This window comes from Terriglobia bacterium (assembly GCA_035712365.1).
Taxonomy (GTDB): Bacteria; Acidobacteriota; Terriglobia; order UBA7540; family UBA7540; genus SCRD01.
On the sequence record DASTAW010000008.1, the window covers coordinates 120,557 to 142,664 of the forward strand.

At 58.7% G+C, this 22,108-nt stretch carries 17 protein-coding genes; 11 read left to right on the top strand and 6 right to left on the bottom strand.

The genetic code is table 11. The features are described 5' to 3' along the window. Positions 1–99: 99 nt before the first annotated feature. The 6 genes from VFQ24_02530 to VFQ24_02555 all read left to right on the top strand — a co-directional run bounded on the left by VFQ24_02530 (position 100) and on the right by VFQ24_02555 (position 9,554). Positions 100–2,724, top strand: a complete 2,625-nt coding sequence (locus VFQ24_02530) for a TonB-dependent receptor (GenBank protein HET9177216.1) — start codon at positions 100–102, stop codon at positions 2,722–2,724. A gap of 195 nt (positions 2,725–2,919) precedes the next feature. Next, entirely contained in the window at positions 2,920–3,870 is a 951-nt protein-coding gene (locus VFQ24_02535) for a BadF/BadG/BcrA/BcrD ATPase family protein (protein ID HET9177217.1), read from the top strand. A gap of 551 nt (positions 3,871–4,421) precedes the next feature. Next, entirely contained in the window at positions 4,422–5,003 is a 582-nt protein-coding gene (locus VFQ24_02540) for an HdeD family acid-resistance protein (GenBank protein ID HET9177218.1), read from the top strand. Between the two features lie 321 nt (positions 5,004–5,324). Continuing rightward, positions 5,325–5,927, top strand: coding sequence for a DNA starvation/stationary phase protection protein (locus tag VFQ24_02545; protein ID HET9177219.1), 603 nt, complete (start codon positions 5,325–5,327; stop codon positions 5,925–5,927). 955 nt (positions 5,928–6,882) lie between these two features. Then, on the top strand, positions 6,883–8,223 hold the full coding sequence (locus tag VFQ24_02550) for an FAD-dependent oxidoreductase (protein ID HET9177220.1): 1,341 nt from the start codon (positions 6,883–6,885) through the stop codon (positions 8,221–8,223). A 119-nt stretch (positions 8,224–8,342) separates the two neighbouring features. Further along, complete coding sequence (locus VFQ24_02555; protein ID HET9177221.1) at positions 8,343–9,554, top strand: hypothetical protein; 1,212 nt, start codon at positions 8,343–8,345, stop codon at positions 9,552–9,554. A 27-nt stretch (positions 9,555–9,581) separates the two neighbouring features. Here VFQ24_02555 and VFQ24_02560 read toward each other — a convergent pair whose 3' ends face one another. Both VFQ24_02560 and VFQ24_02565 read right to left on the bottom strand, forming a co-directional pair. Next, entirely contained in the window at positions 9,582–9,920 is a 339-nt protein-coding gene (locus tag VFQ24_02560; GenBank protein HET9177222.1) for a P-II family nitrogen regulator, read from the bottom strand. 67 nt (positions 9,921–9,987) lie between these two features. Then, entirely contained in the window at positions 9,988–11,457 is a 1,470-nt protein-coding gene (locus VFQ24_02565) for an ammonium transporter (protein ID HET9177223.1), read from the bottom strand. Between the two features lie 376 nt (positions 11,458–11,833). Here VFQ24_02565 and VFQ24_02570 point away from each other — a divergent pair, with 376 nt between their 5' ends. After that, on the top strand, positions 11,834–13,126 hold the full coding sequence (locus VFQ24_02570; protein HET9177224.1) for a Gfo/Idh/MocA family oxidoreductase: 1,293 nt from the start codon (positions 11,834–11,836) through the stop codon (positions 13,124–13,126). 222 nt (positions 13,127–13,348) lie between these two features. Continuing rightward, complete coding sequence (locus VFQ24_02575) at positions 13,349–13,966, top strand: SIS domain-containing protein (protein ID HET9177225.1); 618 nt, start codon at positions 13,349–13,351, stop codon at positions 13,964–13,966. An 86-nt stretch (positions 13,967–14,052) separates the two neighbouring features. On the opposite strand, the gene VFQ24_02580 is transcribed toward VFQ24_02575, so the two are convergent. Beyond that, positions 14,053–14,358 carry a hypothetical protein gene (locus tag VFQ24_02580; GenBank protein HET9177226.1) on the bottom strand — a complete coding sequence of 102 codons (306 nt, stop codon included), beginning with the start codon at positions 14,356–14,358 and terminating at the stop codon, positions 14,053–14,055. A 316-nt stretch (positions 14,359–14,674) separates the two neighbouring features. On the opposite strand from VFQ24_02580, the gene VFQ24_02585 reads away from it, so the two are divergent. Then, positions 14,675–15,862, top strand: a complete 1,188-nt coding sequence (locus VFQ24_02585; GenBank protein ID HET9177227.1) for a Gfo/Idh/MocA family oxidoreductase — start codon at positions 14,675–14,677, stop codon at positions 15,860–15,862. A gap of 195 nt (positions 15,863–16,057) precedes the next feature. Here the strand turns inward: VFQ24_02585 and VFQ24_02590 are convergent, their stop codons facing one another. The 3 genes from VFQ24_02590 to VFQ24_02600 all read right to left on the bottom strand — a co-directional run bounded on the left by VFQ24_02590 (position 16,058) and on the right by VFQ24_02600 (position 19,572). Further along, entirely contained in the window at positions 16,058–17,092 is a 1,035-nt protein-coding gene (locus VFQ24_02590; GenBank protein ID HET9177228.1) for an SIS domain-containing protein, read from the bottom strand. Positions 17,093–17,268: 176 nt separating this feature from the next. After that, on the bottom strand, positions 17,269–18,303 hold the full coding sequence (locus VFQ24_02595; GenBank protein ID HET9177229.1) for a Gfo/Idh/MocA family oxidoreductase: 1,035 nt from the start codon (positions 18,301–18,303) through the stop codon (positions 17,269–17,271). Between the two features lie 123 nt (positions 18,304–18,426). Next, positions 18,427–19,572, bottom strand: a complete 1,146-nt coding sequence (locus VFQ24_02600; GenBank protein HET9177230.1) for a DegT/DnrJ/EryC1/StrS family aminotransferase — start codon at positions 19,570–19,572, stop codon at positions 18,427–18,429. Positions 19,573–20,030: 458 nt separating this feature from the next. Here VFQ24_02600 and VFQ24_02605 point away from each other — a divergent pair, with 458 nt between their 5' ends. Both VFQ24_02605 and VFQ24_02610 read left to right on the top strand, forming a co-directional pair. Further along, a complete protein-coding gene (locus VFQ24_02605) occupies positions 20,031–20,396 on the top strand; it encodes an RNA-binding protein (protein ID HET9177231.1) in 366 nt (121 codons plus the stop codon). Positions 20,397–20,711: 315 nt separating this feature from the next. Further along, positions 20,712–22,091: a tetratricopeptide repeat protein gene (locus tag VFQ24_02610; GenBank protein ID HET9177232.1), complete on the top strand. Its 1,380-nt coding sequence runs from the start codon at positions 20,712–20,714 to the stop codon at positions 22,089–22,091. Positions 22,092–22,108 lie beyond the last annotated feature (17 nt).

Consider the following 22,108-nt stretch of genomic DNA (forward strand, 5'->3'; position numbering starts at 1 on the left):
GGCGCTACACGGGGCCGAGCAGGGCCACCTCCAGGCAGAGCGGATTTGTTAAAATTCCGCCATTTCGAGCGAACTGAGCGACAATGGAGTTCACAATCGATGCGACCGCATTTTTCTCAACGCTCGAATCGCCTGAAAGCGTTTACTGCCCGCCGCGCAGCAGGACCGCTTGTTCTGGGGCTTTTCGCCAGCCTTGCCGGCCTCCATGCGCTTGCCGCGCGCCCGCAGGCAACAGGACCGCCTCCCGCAACCGGGCAGCAGGTCCGCGCAGCCGGCCCGCAATCGCAGGCCCAGCAGCAAACATCGTCTCCCACAGGGCAGAACCAGGCCGGCGGCGCCCTGAACCCGACGGATTCGTTGCTCGTCATCGTCAATGATGAGACCGGCCTGGCCGTGCCGCTCGCCCATGTTTACCTGGCGGACCCAAATGGCAACACGATCCAGAAGGGGGAAACGAATTACGCAGGGAGGTATGCCTTCAGGGACCTTTCGCCCGGCAATTACCGGCTGACCGTGGAGAAAGAGGGATTCTACGCTGTCCGCTCCGGGAACATCGCGATTGGCACGTTGGAGAGCACGGAAGTCATTCTGAATCGCGTGCGTGAAGTTCACCAGCGCATCAACGTGGCGGCATCGCCCGCGGCCATTGATCCGGCCAAAACCTCATCGACCCACAGCCTGACGGATACAGAAATTATGAACCTTCCCTACAGTGTTCCCCGCGACATCCGTTACGCTCTGCCGCTGCTTCCCGGCGTTGTGCAGGACGCCACCGGCCAGATCCACATCAATGGCGCTCCCACGCGGCAGGTCCTCGACCAGCTCGATGAATTTAACATCACGGACCCTGCCAGCGGCTTTTTTAACGCTCGCCTGGCCGTGGACGCGCTGCGCTCCGTTACGGTCTACGATACCCGCTACCCGGTCCAGTACGGCAAAGCGTCGGGCGGCGTCCTCGATCTGGAATCGGGCATGGGCGACGACCGCTACAGGTTTTCCGGCACCGACCTGGTTCCCTCGCTTAACACCCATAAAGGTCTTCATCTGGACGGCTGGACCCCGCATGGCAGCTTCTCCGGGCCTATCAGGAAGGGCAAAGCCTGGTTTCTGCTGGCTCCTGAAAGCGAGTATGACCTCGAGATCATCAACGAACTCCCCGCCGGCGCCGACTCCGGCACCCGCTGGCGGTGGGGCGGCCTGGCAAAATCGCAGATCAACCTGACGCACTCAAACATTCTGACCACCGATTTTCTGTTCAACGAATTTCGCAGCGACCACACGGGCCTTTCGCGCTTTAATCCGGTGGAGACCACAACCAGACGAAACCAGTCCATCTACCATCTCTCGGTGATTGACCAGTTCACGCTTTCGAACGGAATGCTGATGGAATACGGCGTTGGATTCAGCCGTTTTCACGTTGCCGAGCTGCCGCTGGGAAACGCCACCTACTTGCTGACGCCGGAAGGCTCCGGGGGGAATTTCTTCCAGCAGTCCGAAGGGCGCTCCCAGCGCCTGCAATTCATTTCCAACCTCATCGCGCCTAGCTTCTCCAAATGGGGAACGCACGAATGGAGGACTGGCGTTGATTTTGATCGCGTGTCGGACCTGCAATCGTTCAATCGGCATGGTATCTCGATCGTGCGGCAGGACGGGACGCTATCGCGCGCAGTCATGTTTCCCGTCAACCCGTCATTCGAACAGGCAAATTTCGAGTCCGGCGTCTACGCTGAAGACCACTGGTCGCTCTCACCCCGTCTGGTTGTGGACCCCGGCCTCCGGCTCGAGTGGGACCGCATTGCCCGTGGCGCGAGGGTGTCGCCGCGCCTGGCGTTCAGCTACGCTCCGTCGGCGGAAGACAATACCAAGCTCGTGGCAGGCGCCGGCATCTACTACGACCAATCGAATATCGATCTGTACACAGAGCCGCTTGCCGGAACACGGATCGACACTTTTTACGATGCCACGGGTACCACGTTAATCCGGCCGCCCGTGGAAAGCATTTTTCTGATCAACCATGACAAGCTGGATAAACCCTGGGTTTTGAACTGGAGCGCCGGCATCGAGCGCAAGCTTCCGGCCGAGTTCTTTTTGCGGACAGAGTACATCCAGAAGCGCGGCCATAGCGGCTGGACTTACGTAAACCCCTGCGCAGGTCCGCAAGGCTGCTTTTCAGGGCGGTTCCTGCTGGAGAGCGCGCAACGTGACCGCTACGACGCCGTGGACATTGCGCTGCGGCGGCGCTTCAGGAGCGGGCACGTCATCTACGCCGCCTATACGCACTCGAATTCGCGCTCCAACGCGGTGCTCGATTTCAACCTTCTCAATCCCTACTTCAGCCCGCAGGGTCCCGGACCGCTCCCATGGGACACCCCCAACAGGATTGTCTCCTGGGGCATCCTGCCGCTCATCAAGCAGTTCGATCTTGCCTACACGCTCGACTGGCGCCAGGGCTTTCCTTTCAGCGTGGTGAATGAAGACCAGGAACTGGTTGGCCGTCCCGATAGTGTGCGTTTTCCCGCCTCTTTTACCCTTAACATGGCGCTTGAACGGCGGGTTTCTCTGTTTGGATTTCGCTGGCAGTTGCGCGCTGGCTTTGACGACATCACGGACCGTCATAATCCCTACGCCGTCGATAACAATATCGATTCGCCTAATTACCTGACCTTCAGCACCAGCGGGGGCCGCTCTCTCACCGGCCAGGTGCGGCTGCTGGGACGGAATTAACAGCGGGGGAATTTTTCCGCCGTCTGCCGCATCCCGCAACGAACACCGGGGTTTGGTGCTTTCCTGGCTTGAGCGTAGCGGCGGCTTCACGCCGCCAAATCGCGATCCCGCCACGGCGGGATCGCCGCTACGATTCCAAAACAGGAGGGTGCCCAGGCTCTTCCGCTCTTGACTGCGACCCTTCCCCAAGCCATCATGGCTTACTCTGCCATGGGATATTTTCTTGGCATCGACGGCGGCGGCACTCACACCACAGCCTGGCTGGCCGACAAGGACCTTTCCGTCGTGGCGCGCGTCCAGGCCGGCCCCTCGAACCCCATCAAGGTTGGACTCTCGAGCGCCCAGCGGGAGCTCGCGCGCGCTTACCGCAGAGCGTGGCGCGAGGCCCGCGTCCCGCCTGCCACGCTCGCTGGCGTCTGCGCGGGGCTCGCCGGTGGCGACGGCGCTCCCGTTCAGCGGAGCATGCTTCGCTGGATGCGCAAAGCTATTCCCGCGCGCGCCCACCTGATGACCACCGACGCCGCCATCACGCTTGCCGCGGCCCTTGGTGAATCGCCGGGCATTATCGTCATTGCCGGGACTGGCTCCATCGCCTTCGGCCGCGACCGCCGGGGCCGAATTCTGCGGGTGGGAGGATGGGGCAATCAGTTTGACGACGCCGGCTCCGGATATGACGTGGGACGAAAAGCCATCGCCGCGGCCCTGCGCGCGCATGACGGCAGGGGCAAGCGCACCAGTCTGGCGCCGGCGATCTGCCGCAAGCTGGGTCTCAGAAAAATCACCGAAGCTGTGCCCCTACAACTGACCCCGCAGAACATTGCAGCGCTTTTTCCCGCCGTGCAGCAGGAGGCGGAGGCAGGAGACGCCACGGCCCGGCGACTGTGCCGTGAGGCGGCGGAAGATCTTGCCGAGCTGGCCGCAACCATCATTCGCCGCCTTCGCTGGAAGAATCGCGCCGTTCCCGTAGTGTGCTCCGGGGGCGTGTTCCGCTCCAGTGATCTCATTCGGCAAGCCTTTGCCCGCCGCATCCATCGCGTCGCTCCCCGCGCCCGCGTTTCGCTGCTCGAGCGCGAGCCTGTCGAGGGAGCATTGTTCCTCGCCCGACGATTGCTCTCGCCCCGCGACACCAACCACCCGAAAGCGTGATGCTGTGGCACGGGCGTCCCGCCCGTGTCGGACCACGGCCACGCCCGCCCTGAGCGAAGCGAACGAGATGGCCGTGCCACAGGGGACCTTGTAACAGAAGCTGGTAGCGCGGTCCCCCGATTTTGGGGTCCGCGGCTCTTTTTTTTGGAAGCCAGCCCTCCACCCGTCACTCCGATCCCTGCTCCGCCTCCGTCACTCCGAGCCCCTGCCCGTGATCCCGAGTGTCGCGAGGAACCTGCTGTTACCGTTCCTAAGGAGGCCGGAGCTTCAGCTACGACATTTATCCGCCTCCCGCCAGCCAGCCTCAGCCGCTGAAGCAATCGTCAGGAAATTCTGCAGCATTGGCCCGCCGCATACATTCCAGACTGCGGAATGTATGCCCGACCCGCCAAATCCTTTGTCGCCTGTGGCCCCTCAGGTAAGAGGCTGCCGGGCCTTTCACAGACGGTCAAAACGAGCGGGTCCAGTTGGACAAGATGTTCGTCATTTCAATTGCGGGGGACGATAGTTTGTTGTATAACCAGCTATAAATACAAAAGGAGGATTCGGTCATGGCCCAAGACCCTGACACACCTCTCGGTATTTTCGCTACCGCTGGTGAGGAGTTGCGCCGGAATTGGGGATGGCTTCTCGCCCTGGGTATTCTCCTGGTCATTCTGGGCATCATTGCCCTGGTGGACTCGGTTTCGGTTACAGTGATTTCGATGTTGTTTTTTGGCTGGGTGCTGTTGGTCGCCGGCATCATCGAGGCGGTGCAAGCGTTCAGACACCGCAAAGCCGGCCATTTCTTCCTGCACGCGCTCAATGCGGTGCTCTCGATCATCGTGGGCCTCATGCTGGTCCGCCACCCCCTGGCGGGCGCCCTGGCGTTTACGTTGCTTCTGGCCGCGTACTTCACTGTAGCGGGTATTTTCCGTATTGTCGCCGCGCTGTCCGTGCGGGTTCGGGGCTGGGGATGGGCGCTCGCGGACGGCATTATTACCCTGGTCCTCGGGATCCTGGTCTGGACGCAGTGGCCGGTCTCGGGATTGTGGATCATAGGTTTATTCATCGGCATCGATTTAATCGTCGTCGGGTGGTCTGAAGTCATGTTGGCCCTGGCTGCGCGATCTCTTCGATCGGAAACCGCTTAATGGCGCCGGCAGCGCATCGATAGGGTTGCCGGTTTCGTCAAGCAAAAATCTGCTTTTCGGTGCTGGTTTTTGGTTCGCCTTGGGACGGTGGCCCGGTTCCAACACACGTCTCTATTCGATCCCCTCTCTCAACATGATGTAGAGACGAATGGCCAGCTTGCCCGCCATGGTGACTTTGGCAAACGCCGCGCCCTTGCGAAACGCCAGGCGGCGATAGACGCGGCGGAATCGCTCGTCGTAAAGGTTTGCGGTGCCGATCAGGTTGGCATAGAATTACTTCATAGATAAAGAGCTTCACTTCATTACCGGGAGGCGAATATCATGAAAAGCCATACCATGAAAATGAATGCGTCGAGTGCGCGGGTGAGCGCCCAGCCCCACTTCCATCAAATAGCTCCGGAAATTCAGACCTATGGAACGGTCAAGCTGCTGCCCATTGAGCTCGAAGAGCCAGTCCGCCTGGAAATGACGGAACAACTGAATCTGCTTCTGGCAGACACCATGACCCTCCGCGATCTCTATAAAAAATCGCACTGGCAGACCTCAGGGCCGACTTTTTACCAACTCCACCTCCTTTTTGACAAGCATTTCAATGAGCAATCCGAACTGATCGACGCGATTGCCGAGCGCGTTCAGACGCTCGGAGGCGTCAGCATTGCTATGGCGGCCGACGTTGCCGAGACGACCCGCATTGCGCGTCCTCCGCGCGGGAGGGAGGAGGTCCCGGTCCAGATTTCCCGGTTGCTCGACACGCACCAGATCGTTATCGGGTATGTGCGGCAACTCGCTCGTCGCGCCTCCGAACTGGGCGACGATGGAACCAACGACATTCTGGTTAGCGAAGTTTTGCGCACCAATGAGATGCAGGTCTGGTTCCTCAGCGAGCATCTGGTCGAGATGCCTCTGGTTGAGGCTAAACCGTAGATGACGGGTAGCGGGTTGACCATCATCGTTTGCGCGTAGGCCGCCAAGCCGTTTCTTCGGCCAGAAACCGGCCTCAGAATGACCTCGCGTGAAGCGCCTTAACCTGCTGTATTCTGCCGAAACTGAAGGGTCCGATCCCCTGACCTTGCCGAGGCATGGCCGGCCACGGTTGTTTCCTCAGGAGGTCGGGGCTTCAGCTCCGACATTTGACAGGCCCCGCCCTCCGTCATTCCGATCCCGCAAAACGGGAGAGGAATCTGCTGGTACGTCAGCTCCGAAGTTTATCGCGCCTCTAGCCAACGGGCTTCAGCCACTGAAGCGCTCATCGGGAAATTCTGAAGCACTGACCCGCGGTTCCTGACTCCTGGCTCCTGGCTCCTGCCTTCCAGCCTCTCCCGCCGATTTTGCTTGACAATCACTGGCCTAGCATGGTAGTCTCTTCTCAGTGCCTGTAAGCGTGCGGCTTTCCGGGACTAAAAGTAACGAAATGGGACAGAAAAACACGTTTTTTGAAAAACAAACCGGAGAGGTTGTTGAAAACAAATAGAAATGGCCAAAAAACAAACCGGAACGAACCGGAAAACAAAGCGGAGAAGTTGTTGAAAACACGTATCTGTGGAAAAAACAAACCGGAACGAACCTAAAAACGAAGCTACCGATCTTGTTGAAAACATTAGAGGGTCAAAAAACGAACCGGAGACGAACCTGGAGAAGATTCTCTTCAATGTAGCCTGCCTTGGCGTTGCGATTGCCTGCCCGCCTGGGACCCGCAGGTCTGGCTCGCTGCGTCAAGGCAAAGCCCTGCGCGGGTTGTGAACAGCAGTCGGCATCTGATAAAATCCAACTCAAGTAAGCACACCCAAGATCGTGGCGCATGCTGTGAGAAACCCCACAAAGACGAGTGGGCGGCGAGTCATGAGTGGGAAGAGGATGGTGAAAGACAACGAGGGTACTCATGGATCAACCAACTGTTTTTGTGGTGGGCGCCGGCCCCGCTGGGCTTTTCGCAGCCCGCAAAATCGCCGCAGCCGGACATCGTGTCCTGATTCTTAACCGGGACGTCAAGCCGGGCGGCCTTGCCGAGTACGGCATTTATCCCCAGAAATTCCATATGAAGAGCGGCCTGCGGAAACAGTTTGCCAAAATTCTCGCCATGCCAAACCTGGATTACATCGGCAACGTAAGGGTGCGCTGCGACGAACCGCTGACGGTTGAGCGACTGAAAGACTGGAACCCCTCAGCCATCGTGTTCGCGGTAGGCGCGCAGGGCACCAAGAACCTGGGCCTTCCCGGCGAGGACGCGAAGGGCGTCTATTCCGCCAAAGATTTCGTTTATCACTACAACTTGCTGCCTCCGTTTGCCTCGCAGGATTTCTCTACCGGGCGCCGAGTGGCCATCGTCGGGATGGGCAACGTCATGGTGGATATCGCGCGCTGGCTGCTGGTTGACCAGCCGGGCCAACGGCCTGAAGAGGTGATCGTGATCGCGCGGCGCGGGCCGTTTGAAGTCAAGTTTGACCGCAAGGAATTCGACGAAGTTGAAACCTTCCTGGACCGCAGGTTGTTTCAGGAGGAACTCAGCCGTGTGGCGGAAGCCTGCAAGGCCGTCGGCCAGGATGTCAGCCAGGTTGCCGACAAATGCTTTCCGTGGCTTAAAATCCAGCCGGAAAATTCGCCGGCGTCCAGGCTGAGTTTTCGATTTCTCTGTTCTCCCGTGGAGATTGAGCCTGGAGCGGACGGCCGCATTGCGCGGCTTCGGGTGGTTGAGAACATTCTCGTCCGCGACGGCGAAAATACGCGCCCGAAGGTAACGGATGCCGAGTCGCTTCTGGATGTCGATACTCTCATCTTTGCCATCGGCGACCTTGCCGACCCGGGTCTGGGTCTGCCTTATGCCAAAAACTGCTATGTGACCAACTCCAGTCCCGCGGAATCGGACCGCGCCTCCTACGAAGTTTTTGATCCGGCGTCCGGCAGCGTGATGGACGGCGTGTTCGTGGTGGGATGGGCCCGCAAGGCCAGCGAAGGGCTGGTGGGCAAAGCCCGCTTTGACGCCGAGCACGGGATCGAGCATGTGCTCAAGTATCTCGAAATCGCCGCGCCAAAAGAACCGGCCACAACCGCAGAGATCCTGGGCGAAATCCGGGCGAGAGGAATCGAAGCCGTAACCAAAGAGGACATCGCCGTCCTTGGGCAAATCGAATTACAGCAAGCTCAGTCGCTCGGCTTGAAAGAGTTCAAGTTTTCCACGAATGAAGAGATGCTGCGGGCCATTGAGGCCAGGGTGGCCAGCTAAACCCTGGCATCTCGCGGGCTAGTCCTCCAATCAGGAGTCTGTTGCGAGCCCGCATCGGACCTGTGCGGCCCAGCGATATGCTTTTATTTTCTCGTATTGGAGTTCTGCTGGAGTTCGCCATGAGAGAACTTTACGTCGAACAGTACGGTCGACTGGCCCTTTGGGGACACTGTTTGATGAACAGCGGTTTGGGTTGTGTATCGGCCCCCTCCGATTTGAGTAAGGGACATCTGGTGATGCTCACTCGACAAAAAGTATTGACTTTCAAATCGACGCTCTCCATCCCGATTCTCCTGGCGGGCCTCATCTTTTTTTCACTCCCCGCCAGAGCCAGGGGCACTTCGCCCTTTGCTCAACTCAAACTGAGCGCGTCTGCTTCCACCTGCAGGCAGGATACCGAGATTTCCAGCACTGAACTTGCTGCGATTGATGACGCAGCGATTTCGTTTGTCCGTACCGCCATCGGTTCCGACCCCGACGCGGCCTACCGCAAGCTTTCGGATAAGGCCAAGGCTTCTACAAGCCAGAAGCAGTTTGAATCTTACATGCGGATGGCAGTTGATCCCTTCGCCCCGTTTGCAGCCTTAGCGATTACTCATACCTATCTAGCCAACGTTTTGGGGACACCCCAAGACAATAGGGTGCTTTGTGGCGCACTGTCCAAACCGGAGGATTGGGTTTCGTTTAAAGTCGAACCGTCTTCAAGGCAGGCTTGGGTCCTCATCGACGGAAAGGCACGCAATAATAACTGGACATTTGCCGCATGGCTTATTCCGGTCGGTGGAACGTGGCAAATCAACTCCGTCAATGCAGGCGCGTCAACGCTGGCGAACCAGTCGGCGGCAGATCTGTGGAAAACTGCCGAGCGAGAACACGCCCGCCAGCATTCGTTTAACGCCTTCGTGCTCTACAATACCGTCCTTCAACTCTCCGTACGCGGCCCTCTTTTTGAATACGGGATAGCGTCCGCTATCCGGGAAACGCTGTCGAATACACCTTCTCCAGCGCTTTTCCAGGGTAAGCCACCGTTCACGTGGCAACTCGGTCATGACCAGTTTCAGGTAATTAATGCCGGCGCGCTAGCAGTAGCGGGAAAGATTTATCTCGACATCGCGTATCTGGCAAAACCGTGGAAAAATTACGATGAGGTTGATCGGGAAGATCGAAAGCTGATTGAAAGCTTTGCATCCGCCATACCCGAATACAGCGCAGTCTTTGCTGGCATCATTGCCGAAGCGCATGAAATCGGTGGAACTCAAGGTTACCGCACAGTCGCTGTCGTCCACAACGGATCCCTAGAAATTCTTCCACCGCCCGGCGGAGAACGTTAGGCGCATGGGAACAGCAGGCGCGGACGGTTACAACGCGGCCTCGCCGTGCTCGTCGTTGCGGATGCGGATGGCTTCCTCGACGGGGTAGATAAAGATCTTCCCGTCGCCGATTTTGCCCGTCTTGGCAGCGCCCAGAATTGCCCCTACTGCGGGATCGACAAGCCGGTCTGGAAGGATGATTTCGATTTTCATTTTGGGCAGCAGGTCCACGTTGTACTCCCTGCCCCGGTAAACTTCCGTGTGCCCTTTCTGCCGGCCATGTCCGCGCACTTCCACGACGGTCATGCCCTCCACGCCGATTTCGTGCAGCGCGGACTTCACATGCTCAAGTCGTGAAGGTTGAATAATGGCTTCAATCTTTTTCATGGGTGTATATCCCCGCTTTCAGGCTGCGCCTGTGTTCAGTTTATCAGGGCCACGCCCGGTGTATGCGCTACGCCTCGAAGGTGTAGCCTTCCTCTCCGTGCAGCGCCAGGTCAAGGCCCTGGATCTCGTGCTCTTCGGGCACTCGCAGCCCGATAACCGCATCGACGAATTTCAAAATGATCAATGTGCCGACGATTGCCAGGCCCCATGCAATCAGGACGCCCACCAACTGGTTGAGCATCTGTCCGGAATGGCCGTCGATCACGCCGACCGGCAGCGTGTTGCCCTGGGCGTCTTTGAAGATAGGATTGATGGCGCTGCTCGCGAATACGCCGGTCAGCAGCGCCCCGATCGTGCCGCCGGCGCCATGAACGCCAAAGGCGTCGAGCGAATCGTCATACCCGAACAGGGCCTTGACTTTCGAGACCATCCAGTAGCAGAAAACTCCGGCGATGAACCCGATGATGAGGGCCGGCATCGGCCCCACAAACCCGGACGCAGGGGTGATGGCCACCAGACCCGCGACGGCGCCGGAAATCGCGCCCAGGACGCTGGGCTTGCCGTTGCGCACCCACTCCGCAAGCGCCCACCCGATGGTCGCGGCGGCCGCCCCGAAATCGGTGGCGATAAATGCGCTGGTGGCCAGGCCGCTCGAAGCAACCGCGCTGCCGGCGTTAAATCCGAACCATCCCACCCACAGCAGACATGCCCCGATGACGCTCAGCACCACGCTGTGGGGAGGCATCGGCTCCGAGGGAAAGCCCACGCGTTTCCCCAGATAGAGCGCACAGACCAGGGCCGACACACCTGAAGTGATATGCACCACCGTTCCGCCGGCGAAATCGAGCGTAGGGAAAGCGCCGCCCAGCGCGGCGTTGAGGAATCCGCCCTTGCCCCACACCATGTGCGCCATGGGGTCGTAAACGATGATGGACCAGAGCACCATGAACAGGACCATGGCACTGAATTTCATACGTTCGGCAAAAGCTCCGCAAATCAAGGCGGGCGTGATGATGGCAAACATCAACTGGAAAACCATATAGGTGCCGAGGGGAATCGTGCCGGCGTAAGCGGGATCGGGCGCGCTGCCCACGCCGCGGAGGAAGAGATGACTGAGGCCGCCGATGAAGGAAGTTCCCGGAGCAAAACAGAGGCTGAAGCCAACAATGGCCCAGACCACCGTGATCAAGGCCATCATCGAGAAGCTTTGCATCATGGTGGCAAGCACGTTCTTCTTGCGCACCAGGCCGCCGTAGAAAAGCGCCAGGCCAGGGCCCGTCATCATCAGCACCAGCGCGGCGCACACCAGCATCCAGGCGTTGTCACCGGCGCTTTGGGCGGCCGCGATTTCAGACTCGAGTTTTTGCAGCCGGTCAGGGCTGGCCGCCTGGGAACTCGATGCTGCTTGTGCCCCCACAGCCGCTGGCTGCAAAGTTTGCGCCACCCCGGCGGGTTGCTGCGCGGCTCGCACGACGCCCGGCCCTGCAAGCAGGCCAAGTGCAACTATCAACATCACGGCATAAGACACGCGTTTCATCACAGATTCTCCGTTCCCCCACAATTCCCGCCGGGTCTGCCCCGGGCTCCCGGGTTTAAAGGCGCGGACCGCAGTTGGACAAACCTGGCCCTGAAAGTTCACGAAAATTATGAGACCAGACGAAAGGTATGAGCGGCAATTATAACCCGGACGGGCGGACCGTCAAGACCTTTGCTGAGGATTGCAAAGCACAGAGAATGCCTGGCATTCTCCGCCCACCTGGGCTCGATGGGGCGGCAAGCCCTTCCACAAGCGGTGAGGGTTATGATAGCTTGGCAGATTCGGTCGGGAAATTGATTTCAGGTTTGACGATCGGTCACCCGGAGGCGTCGTCAGCTCTGCAGTTGAGATATGGATATGACGAAGGAGGAACAAAGTGAGTGAAGATTCCGGCAAGAAAATAGGGCGAAGAGAGTTTATGGGCGCCGCTGCGGCCGCGGCGGGTTTTATGATCGTGGCCCCGCAACTGGTGCGTGGAACGGCGGCAAATTCTACCCTCCGTGTCGGCTTGCTCGGCTGCGGAGGCCGCGGCACGGCAGACGCCACCTACACGGTCGAAACGGGCAAGGCGCGGCTGGTGGCCCTGGGCGACCTGTTCCAGGACAAACTCGATGAGGCCAAGGCCCACTTTGACAAGTTTCAGCAGGCAAAAGGGATTCCGGCAATCGAGCGCAGGCTGATGTTCCGGGGGCCAAACGCTTACCAGGAAATCGCGAACTCGAAAGATGTCGATGCCATCATCATCACGACTCCGGCATACTTCCACCCGCAGCACCTCGCGCAAGTAGTGACGGCGGGCAAGCATGTTTATTGTGAAAAACCCGTGGCGGTTGATCCCGCAGGCTGCGTTTCGGTGCTCGATTCCTCCCGCCGCGCCCAGGGGCGCCTGAGCCTCGAAGTCGGGTTCCAGCTCCGCAACGCTCCTCCTTATGTGGAGCAGGTGAAGCGGATTCACGCGGGTGCTTTGGGAGACATCGTTTCCGGTGAAGGCCACTACTACGCCACCTGGCCCAAGCTTCCTGACTGGCCGAAAGCCTCTGCGGACGAACGGACCATCCGCAACTGGTATTACTCACGCATCCTTTCAGGCGACATCATCGTGGAGCAGAACATCCACGTGATTGACGTGTGCAACTGGGTGCTCCAGTCGCACCCCGTCATGGCTTCGGCCTCGAGCTCCCATAACGGCCGGCCCGAGAAAGGCAATGTGGCCGGGCATTACAGCGTGGTGTTCAAGTACCCCAACGGCGTCAGTCTGACGTTCGGTTCCACGCAGTTCGGCAACAATCCGTGGGAAGTGGGCTGGCGGTTCTTCGGCACGAAAGGCGCTTCCGAGGCGCATTACTCCGGACCCGTTGCCATCTACGGCGACAATGCCTGGAAGTGGGGCGGAAGCCAGCCCGCAGCGCAAGCCTCGAAACAGGAATTTTCAACCTCCGGCGTTTTCGAGGACAATCTGGCGCAGGCGGACCCGGAGAAGAAGATGTCCTTTGTGGACAGCATTCTGAGCGGCAACTTCCATAATCAGGCCGAACAAGGCGTGGAATCGGCCTTGAGTTGCATGATGGCCCGGCACTCCTCCTACACAAGTCAGGAAGTCAGCTACCAAACGATGGCGACTTCAGGTGAGCGATGGGATGCGGACATCAACATGAGCCAATTCGCCTGAGGCACGGCGGGTATGGTGACAAGATCGTTTGTAGCGCCGCCTTCCCGGCGGCAATTTTCAGGGCCGGTCCCGCTTGGGGGGACCGGCGCGACGGAAGTCCGTCACGCTATTATGCAATCCTCATTAAAATAGCTGAAAGGTCTGACGGCGACATGCAGCTTGAGGATGTCTCCGTAAAGCTCCTGGTGGGACTCAAATAGTCCCTGGAGGGAGGTGAGAGAGTTGGTAAACACGGCAAGGAACCTGTCGGATTATCTTGCGGAACTCAAAACGGTTTTGGACAGCCTCCCACTCCAGCAGATCTCGAGAGCGGCGGAAATTTTGTTTGAATGCTACCAGGCTGATCATACGGTCTTCACGTTTGGCAATGGCGGCAGCGGGGCGCTGGCGTCACACCTGGTCGCCGACCTTGGCAAAGGCACGCACTTCCCCGGGCCCAAAGAACTGGCCGCTGTCAGGCGCCTCCGGGCGATGGCAGTGACGGACAATATGCCCATGGTGACCGCCTGGGCCAACGATACGCACTACGAAGACGTCTTCATGCGCCAGATCGAAAATTTCCTTCAGCCCGAAGACGTGGCCTTCGCCATCAGTGGGAGCGGGAATTCTCCGAACGTCCTCAAGGCCCTCGCATACGCCCGAGGCGCAGGCGCGATCACCATCGGACTGGGCGGGTTTGGCGGAGGCAAAATGAAGGACCTGCTGGATTGCCCCATCATCGTCCCTTCCAGCAACATGCAGCAGGTTGAGGACGCCCATCTCGTCATCAGCCACATGATTTTTCTTGACCTCAAGAACCGCATCGCGGCCATGGCGGCAGCCGTTCGCATGCCGGGCTAGATTGGCGGACCCCACAGCCTTGGAGCGGAAAGATGTCACCGGTGGAATGCGCCATGCCGCTGGTCCTGGCTCGCGGCAATGGCGGACTAAACCACATCCTTGGTCTGGCTGGCGGGTTTTACGATGAACTGGCTGCGCGGGTGTTTCCTGACGAGACGCTCAAGGCCCCAAAGGGAGGATTCCGCTCTGGTATCTTTCAACTCCTGGAACGATCGCGTGTTGCCGTCATTACAGCGCGGACAAATCATGGTAGGCCGCCCCAGCACGTTCACCTTCGGGTCCTTGGAGTAGAAAATTGACCTGAGCGCGTCATGATCGTTTTGCATCATGCAGTTGTGGCAAATAAACCAGCAGTTCCTGTCAATTTTTTTAAGAATGGTCAAGATGCTCATCGCAGGTCCCTTCGCGCTCCTTCTCCATATTCCGGAACGGCCAAAATCCGACGGCCGGCACGATGCTATCGTCGAAGCCACCGCCGGGCTGCTCCGGTATTTGGAAATTATATTTCGATTGGCCGCAGTTCCGCCACAGAAAGGCCTGTACTTCACTTTGTGAGGTGAGAAGCAGAGGTCCTTTTCACGCGAAGCCGTCGTTGCCGAAAACGCTCTCCGGTATTCCGTCGGCGATGGTAGAATGCACGTCGATGTCTGCGGCGGTCTGCCTCTGAAGAGTATCGGTATCGTCAAATCCACTTAAGCGGAGCTTGAAATGACAGAAGCTATTCGAATCGGAATTGCCGGAGCGGGTTTCGCCGCGCGGTTCCACATGAAGGGCATTCGGAGAGTCTACGGCGTGCCTCTCACCGTCTCTGGCGTCATCTCCAACACGCCGGCTTCACGCCGGAAATTTGCGCAGGAGTTTGGCGTGAAAGCCTTCGATACTCTCGAAGAACTTTGCAACGCCTCCGACGTTATCGACGTATGTACTCCCGGGTCAAGCCATGAAACGGTGGCGGTTGAAGCGCTGAATCGCGGCAAGCACGTCATCGTCGAAAAGCCCTTTACCGGCTATTACGGGCCGCCTGGCGCGGATGGCGCCAAATTTCGCGGTAATACCTTCTCCAAGGAGATCATGCTGCGAGAGGCCCTGGCAAGCTGCCGCCGCATCCTCGAAGCCGCCAGCAAAAGTGGAAAGCGGATCGGCTACGCTGAAGATTGGGTCTATGCGCCTTCCGTGCAGAAGGAGCGCGAGATCCTGGAGAAGAGCGGCGGGCAGATCCTGTGGCTGATCGGCGACGAATCGCACAGCGGATCGCATTCTCCCTACTACGGTATCTGGAGATTTTCAGGAGGCGGTTCGATTGTGGGCAAAGCCTGCCATCCTCTCTCGACGGCGCTCTACCTGAAGGCGGTTGAAGGAAAGGCGCGCGACGGCAAGCCCATCCGGCCGGCTACCGTGTCAGCCAGGACGCACGAAATCACACGCCTGAAGGCTTTCCGCGACGCGGGGATTATTCGCACCGGCTACGACGACATTGAAGACTATGGCCAGATCCACATCACGTTTGAAGACGGGACCGTGGCCGACATTTTTGCTTCCGAGCTCGTCATGGGCGGCGTCCACAACTGGCTCGAGGTCTTTGCAAACAACCACCGCACCCGTTGCAACCTGAATCCGATTGACGCTCTTACCACCTTCAATCCGAAGGAGGATTTCTTCAAAGATATTTACGTTACGGAGAAGATTTCCACCAAGCAGGGATGGAACCATCCGGCGCCAGACGAAGACTGGCAGCATGGCTACCCGCAGGAGTTCCAGGACTTTCTCGAGGCCTTCCGCGACAATCGCGAGCCGCTGGCGAACGGGGTCCTCGCGTCCGACAGCATCGCCGTGCTCTACAGTGCCTATCTATCGGCCGAGCGCCGCGGCGCGGAGGTGGAAATCCCTCGTGCCTGACCATTACTGAGGATTGCAAAATATGGTGACAAGCTTGTTTGTAGCGCCGCCGTCCCGGCGGCATTTTTCAGGGCCGGTCCCGCTTGGCGGAACCGGCGCTACGGAAGTCCGTCACTCTATTATGCAATCCTCTTTAGGCCACGCACAATCGCACGCTGGTGGCGACTAGCTCTTCCAGAAACATCCACCAGACGCCTACAACGTCCGGGTGACGATTTTGAGTGAGCGAGGCTTGTCCGGATCAATCCCCTTCAGTTCCGCCAGCAGGCAGGCAAAAAGCTGGCCCGGAATGATGTAAGGAATCGGAGTATAGACTTCCGGGATTTCGGCGGGAACGCGAATGGCGTTCGTGTGGCCCGGCAGCCGCACACCTTCGGCGGAGATGACGAGGGTTTCCGCGCGTAACTTGCGGACGCGGTCTGCCAGCCTTTTCATGTCCGCATAGGTCTTTCCAGGCGGCATAAAGAGGATCACCGGAAAGTCACTCTCGACCATGGCGATGGGGCCGTGCAGGAAATCGGCAGCGGAAAATCTTTCCGCAACCACATAGCAGGTTTCCATCAGTTTCAGTGAAAGCTCAAAGGCGTTTGCATAGTTCAGCCCCCGGGCCACCACCACGCACTGCCGCATAAAGCGGTAGCGCTCGACGATGCGCCGGATTTCCGGAAGGATCTTGAGTGAACTTTCCGCCCACCTCGGGATTTCGCCGACTCGCTCGAGCGTAACGTGGGACCCCAGTGCCGCCGCCAGCATGTAGAGCATCAGGAGTTGCCCGGTATAGGTCTTGGTGGCGGCGACCGACCGCTGGGTGCCGGCGCGCACGAAGAAAGCGTCATCCACAATACCGGCCATGGCAGACTTCGTTTCATTCGTGATGCCCACCGTAAACGCACCCTGGCGGCGTGCCGCATGGAGCACCGCGTTGATGTCCGTTCCCTCGCCGGACTGCGAAATTCCAATCACCAGCGCCTTCCGCAGATCGACTTTGGCATGGTAAAGCGTATGGATCGAAGGCGCGCACAGAGACACGGGTTTGCCTGTGGTCAGTTCCAGCAAGTAACGCCCGAAAAGCGCGGCATTGTCAGAAGTCCCGCGCGCAACCAGCAGGATCATGCGGAAGTCCTGGCGTTCGGCGAACCTCTTGAGTTCAACGACGTGCTTGTGCTCAGCTTTATAGCAGCGCAGCAAGGCGCGCGGCTGGTCCAGAATTTCCCTCATCATGAATGACATAATTAACCTGTGCGCTCAGAGTTTCAGGACCGCCGCGCGAGGCAGCGTCAACCGACGCTGACACTACGCAATTCGATTTGCGAACGCTGCGTTTTCATCTTAATCCTCGGACTGGCTGTCCGTGAGGTCTGTGTCGAACTCGCCCGCGGGCCGGGACGTTCCTCAAGAATGGCCACTTACCCGGGGAGGACATTTTTAAGAGCTTCCAGTTCCGGCTCGCCAGGACCGAGCGGCAGCTTGACCTTGCCGCGCTGGACGGCGGACCGGCAGATAGCCATCATCAGCTCAAATCCTTTATAGGCGCTCTCGCCATTGCAGGGATGAACTTTCTTCGGATCGTCGAGCCAGTCGGCGATCTCCTGAATGTAGGGCGGCATGTCGTGGGCGTAGTCCATGCAACCCGGCCCCGAAATCACTCCGCCGGATTCCCTGGTAATAGCGCGCCAGCCTCCGCCGGTGAGGACTTCGGCGAAGCCTTCCGTACCCTGGGCCCCTATCCGGCATTTTCGCCACCAGTAATCAACTTCCGGAACATCCGGCGCGCCATCGCCACTCTCGACGATGCCGCGAACGCCGTTTGCAAACTGGATGAGACCTGCCACGTAGTCTGGCGAGGGATGATTGTCGGCGAACTTTTCCCTGCCTGCCGCCTGGCCCACCACCCATTCCGCTTCAGCATAATCATTGAACCAGCGTATGTATTCAATCAGATGAGTCAGCATGTGCATCATCCAGCCTGTGGCTGTGCCGTAGACCGTGTGGACCCGGCCGATCGCGCCGCTGGCAATGATCTCTTTCACCTTCTTGTAGTGCTCGCCGTAACGATGCTGGTGGCTCACCACGGTCTTCACCTTGGCACCGCGCACCAATTTCATCACTTCGAGGGCTTCGCTGGTACTCAGGGCAACCGGTTTTTCAAAAGCAATCAGCCCCGCGCCCGATTCCACGCCCAGGCGGACCATGTCCAGCCGCAATTGGGGCAGAGTGCAAAAGCAGAATACGTCAGGCTTGAGCCCCTGCATCAGGGCCCTGGCGTCGGTGGCCGTTTTAGGGCCGCCAAATTTCCGGGCTGCGGCGTCCAGCCGCTCTTTGTCAATATCGCAAAGACCCACAATCTCAAAACGGCCGTTGTTCGCGAAGGCGTCGGCGTGGTGCATTCCCCGCTTTCCGAGCCCTACGACAACAACACTGTATTTCCTGTTTCCGCTCATCCTCTGCGACCCCTCCTCGATCTGCGCTGGCAGACCTCCACAGGTCAGCCTGAAAGGGCTGGTCACCCTCTCTGGCCGGCTGCTGCAAGCCGCCATCGCTCAGGAAAACCTGTTACGGCGCCATTAAGCCCGGACCGAACCCACCACGGCCTTGCGCGATTTTTCCCATTCCTTGATTCCGGAGATCACCAGCTTGACTTCATCTGAGGTCAGTTCAGGGAACATCGGCAGTGAAAGCACGCGGGCTGCTGACCGCTCCGTGTGTTCCAGAGAGCCGGAGATCCGCGCCGTCTCCCCAAATGGAAATCCCTCCTGCTGGTGGATGGCGATCGGGTAGTGGGTCAGAGCGCGAACACCCTTGCTCAGAAGGAATTCCTGGAGCTCATCGCGGTGCTCGGTTTCAACGATGTAGAGGTGGAAGATGTGCCGAAAGCCGGTCCGCACCGTAGGCAGCGTCAGCGAGGTGCCAGCCAGGCCGGCATCATATTCGCTGGCGCGCTCCCGCCGCAGGTCGTTCCATTTGTCGAGCTGCCTTAATTTCACGCTCAGCACTGCGGCATGGATGTCGTCCAGCCGGCTGTTGTATCCGAGACTGTGGTGGGAACGCTTGCCCGATCCGTGGTTGCGCAGCTTGCGGATTTCAGCCGCCATTTCTGAATTGTTTGTGGTCACCGCGCCGCCGTCCCCAAAGCAACCCAGGTTCTTCTGGATAATGAAACTGGTGCACACCGCGTCGCTTAGCTCCCCAATCGCAAAGTCATCGCCGCGCGCGCCGAGTGCCTGCGCGCAATCCTCGATTACATACAGCTTGTGGGCTTTTGCAATCTTTGAGATCTGGCGCATCTCGGCCGGCTGGCCGTAGAGATGAACTGGAATAATGGCCTTTGTCTTCGGCGATATGGCCGCCTCGATTAGATTGGGATCAATATTGCAGGTCCTGGGCTCGATATCCACGAAAACCGGCGTCGCGCCAACCAGCCATACGGCTTCTGCCGTCGCGAAGAAGGTGTTGGAGGTTGTTATGACTTCATCCCCCGGACCCACGCTCAGGGCCTTCAGCACCAGAACCAGGGCGTCCGTGCCGGAGTTAAGACCCACAGCTTCCTTGCTGTTGCAGTACCTGGCCAGTTCCGCTTCAAACTGCGGCACTTTGGGGCCCAACACGTAATTTCCGCTCTCGAGGACCTCCAGAATGGCCGCATCAATTTCTGCCTTCAGATTGTGGTACTGGCGAACGTGGCCGTAAAAATCAACTTGATACTTCGACACAATGAACCTCCCTTAGATCATTTTCCTGAATTTTCAGGATGCTTACGTTCCCGCCTGGCCGGATGGCAGGGTCTTCAACTTTCGGGTAACGAATTAGAGATTATAGCACTTCTCCCTGTTTATCAGGCCACCCATCGGTGCGGATTTTCACAAGTCGCTCAGAATAACGGACAGTAATTGGACGCAGCCGGAAGCGAAATTTCAGCCACTCGTTGCAGAAGCCCGATCAGCCAGGTCTGTATTAATTGCTGAAACTGCCCACCAACCTGTGAGACAATGCTTACAGAATAGGATATAGATCAGCATTTGGAGCCTGACTCGAACTCAAGGTGTAGGCTTTCTTTAGCACGATCAAAAAAAGGCCGCACCGGCACTGAATAACCCGGGGACAAGGAAACTCCCTTGATTCCGGGAGATCGATCCTGATTGTGAAATACCAAAACCTGTGAGGAAAACGAATGAAGAACCTTTTTGTAGGGAACCTTCCATTTACCGCCAGCGAAGACGAACTCCGAGATATGTTCAGTGCGTTCGGGGAAGTTCAGCAAGTGCGGATCATGACTGACCGCGACACCGGCAAATCTCGTGGCTTTGCTTTTGTGGAAATAGCAGACGACGAGGCGGCCGCAAAGGCTGTTTCTGAGCTCAATGGCAAGGAATTTGGCGGACGCGCGCTGACCATTAATGAAGCCAGGCCCAAACCCGAACGCAGGGGTGGCGGCGGGTTCGGAGGCGGGGGTGGGTTCGGCGGAAAGCGCCGGGGTGGCGGCGGTGGCCGCGGCGGGTCGCACGGACCGCATTCTCCTCGTGAACCACGGTGGTAGAGTAATCACACCGTAACTGCCCTGGCCAATCCGATCAGATACCGCTCCTTGAATAGGGCCGGGGGTTGCTCCACGCAAAATCCGTCGTGCGCGCGCGGCAGTTTGACTGTTCGCGCGCATTTCTGTCAGGTTCGTCATCGCTCGGATTGCGCTGCCGGGTCCGGCGTCCGTCGTGGTTGTGGCGCGCATTTGCGCTAAACACGTCTGATGCCGCCCGGCGGGACAGCCAGTGTAACCATGATAGAGACTTGACGCGCGGTCCTTGCCCGCCCGTACAATAGCCCTATGTGGCCGGGACGTGTCCGATGGGTTCTAATGCTTTCCATTCTTGGTGCAGTCCCTTCCCTGCTCCCTGGGACGTCTTTACCCCCCTTGCCGGAGGTCAGGACCGGCCATCTTTTTCCGGCAGTGGTGAAGCAGATCAATGAAGCCTATCAAACGGCCCGCGCCCATTCCACGGATGCCGCCGCCAACGGCAAGCTGGCCATGGTCCTCGACACGTACGAGCAATATTCTCTGGCAGAAATCTGTTACCGGCGAGCCCACATTCTCGATCCCAAATCCTTCGCCTGGGCGTACGATCTCGGGTATGTACTTTTCAAGGAGGGTCGATATACCCAGGCTGTCGATGCTTTGCGTGAGGCCCTCATACTCCGGCCCGGCTACGTCCCGGCAAAATTGAAGCTGGCGGACAGCCTGTTTTCAGCCCGGCAGGCGGAAGCCGCAGGCAGGCTCTACCAGGAAATCAGCCAACAAAACCCCGGCAGCGCCGAGGCGTGGTACGGCTTGGGTCGGGTGCAGGCGGCGCAAGGCAATTCGAAGGCCGCCGCCCAGTCACTGGCCAAAGCCTGTGATCTGGTCCCGCGTTACGGCGCGGCGCAGTTTGCGCTGGCGACGGCCTACCGGAAACTCGGAGAGGCGGACAAGGCCTCCGAACACTTCAAGCTGTATCAGGCCAACATGACTACCGTACCTCCGGCCGTCGACCCGGTACGTGCCGCAGTACAGGCGCTCGACCAAAGCGCGACTGCTTATCTTCGGCGGGGGCTGGCTCTGGCTGATGCGGGCGATCTTCAGGGAGCCATTCAGCAGCACCTGAACGCGATCCAGGCCGACCCGAACGAGGTGCAGGGATACATCAACCTTATCCAGCTCTATGCGCGCGTTGGCGAAAACGACAAGGCTGTGGAAGCCTACCGCAAAGCGGTCTCGATTAATCCGAACCGCGCGGACTGTTATTACAATTACGGAGTGCTCATGTTCAACCTGCGGAAAATGCCGGAGGCCGAACAGGCAATGCGAAAGGCCCTCCAAATTAACCCCTTTTATGCGGAGGCCCACGACAATCTGGGTTACCTGCTGGCGATACGCGGACAACTTGATGAAGCCCTTGACGAATACCGTAAAGCAGTTGATGAACGTCCCGATTTTCGGCTGGCGCGTTTTCACATCGGACAGGCCCTTGTGAACCAGGGTAAGTACGCGCCAGCCATTCAGGAATTTCAGAAGATCCTCACTCCCGCCGACGCCAGCACTCCTGGCTACCTCTATGCGCTCGGGGCCACTTATGCGCGCGCTGGAGACCGCCAAAACGCCCTCGTCTATATGCGAAAGGCCCGTGATGAGGCGGCGGCGCGCAGCCAGGAAAAGCTGCTTAGCAGCATCAATCAGGACATCGCCACTCTTGAAAAGTGATGTTGTCCACGCTGGAG

Coding starts and splice junctions, on each gene's coding strand:
- VFQ24_02530 (HET9177216.1), top strand. CDS start 100: ATGCGACCGCATTTTTCTCAACGCTCGAATCGCCTGAAAGCGTTTACT.
- VFQ24_02535 (HET9177217.1), top strand. CDS start 2,920: ATGGCTTACTCTGCCATGGGATATTTTCTTGGCATCGACGGCGGCGGC.
- VFQ24_02540 (HET9177218.1), top strand. CDS start 4,422: ATGGCCCAAGACCCTGACACACCTCTCGGTATTTTCGCTACCGCTGGT.
- VFQ24_02545 (HET9177219.1), top strand. CDS start 5,325: ATGAAAAGCCATACCATGAAAATGAATGCGTCGAGTGCGCGGGTGAGC.
- VFQ24_02550 (HET9177220.1), top strand. CDS start 6,883: ATGGATCAACCAACTGTTTTTGTGGTGGGCGCCGGCCCCGCTGGGCTT.
- VFQ24_02555 (HET9177221.1), top strand. CDS start 8,343: ATGAGAGAACTTTACGTCGAACAGTACGGTCGACTGGCCCTTTGGGGA.
- VFQ24_02560 (HET9177222.1), bottom strand. CDS start 9,920: ATGAAAAAGATTGAAGCCATTATTCAACCTTCACGACTTGAGCATGTG.
- VFQ24_02565 (HET9177223.1), bottom strand. CDS start 11,457: ATGAAACGCGTGTCTTATGCCGTGATGTTGATAGTTGCACTTGGCCTG.
- VFQ24_02580 (HET9177226.1), bottom strand. CDS start 14,358: ATGAGCATCTTGACCATTCTTAAAAAAATTGACAGGAACTGCTGGTTT.
- VFQ24_02585 (HET9177227.1), top strand. CDS start 14,675: ATGACAGAAGCTATTCGAATCGGAATTGCCGGAGCGGGTTTCGCCGCG.
- VFQ24_02590 (HET9177228.1), bottom strand. CDS start 17,092: ATGTCATTCATGATGAGGGAAATTCTGGACCAGCCGCGCGCCTTGCTG.
- VFQ24_02595 (HET9177229.1), bottom strand. CDS start 18,303: ATGAGCGGAAACAGGAAATACAGTGTTGTTGTCGTAGGGCTCGGAAAG.
- VFQ24_02605 (HET9177231.1), top strand. CDS start 20,031: ATGAAGAACCTTTTTGTAGGGAACCTTCCATTTACCGCCAGCGAAGAC.
- VFQ24_02610 (HET9177232.1), top strand. CDS start 20,712: ATGCTTTCCATTCTTGGTGCAGTCCCTTCCCTGCTCCCTGGGACGTCT.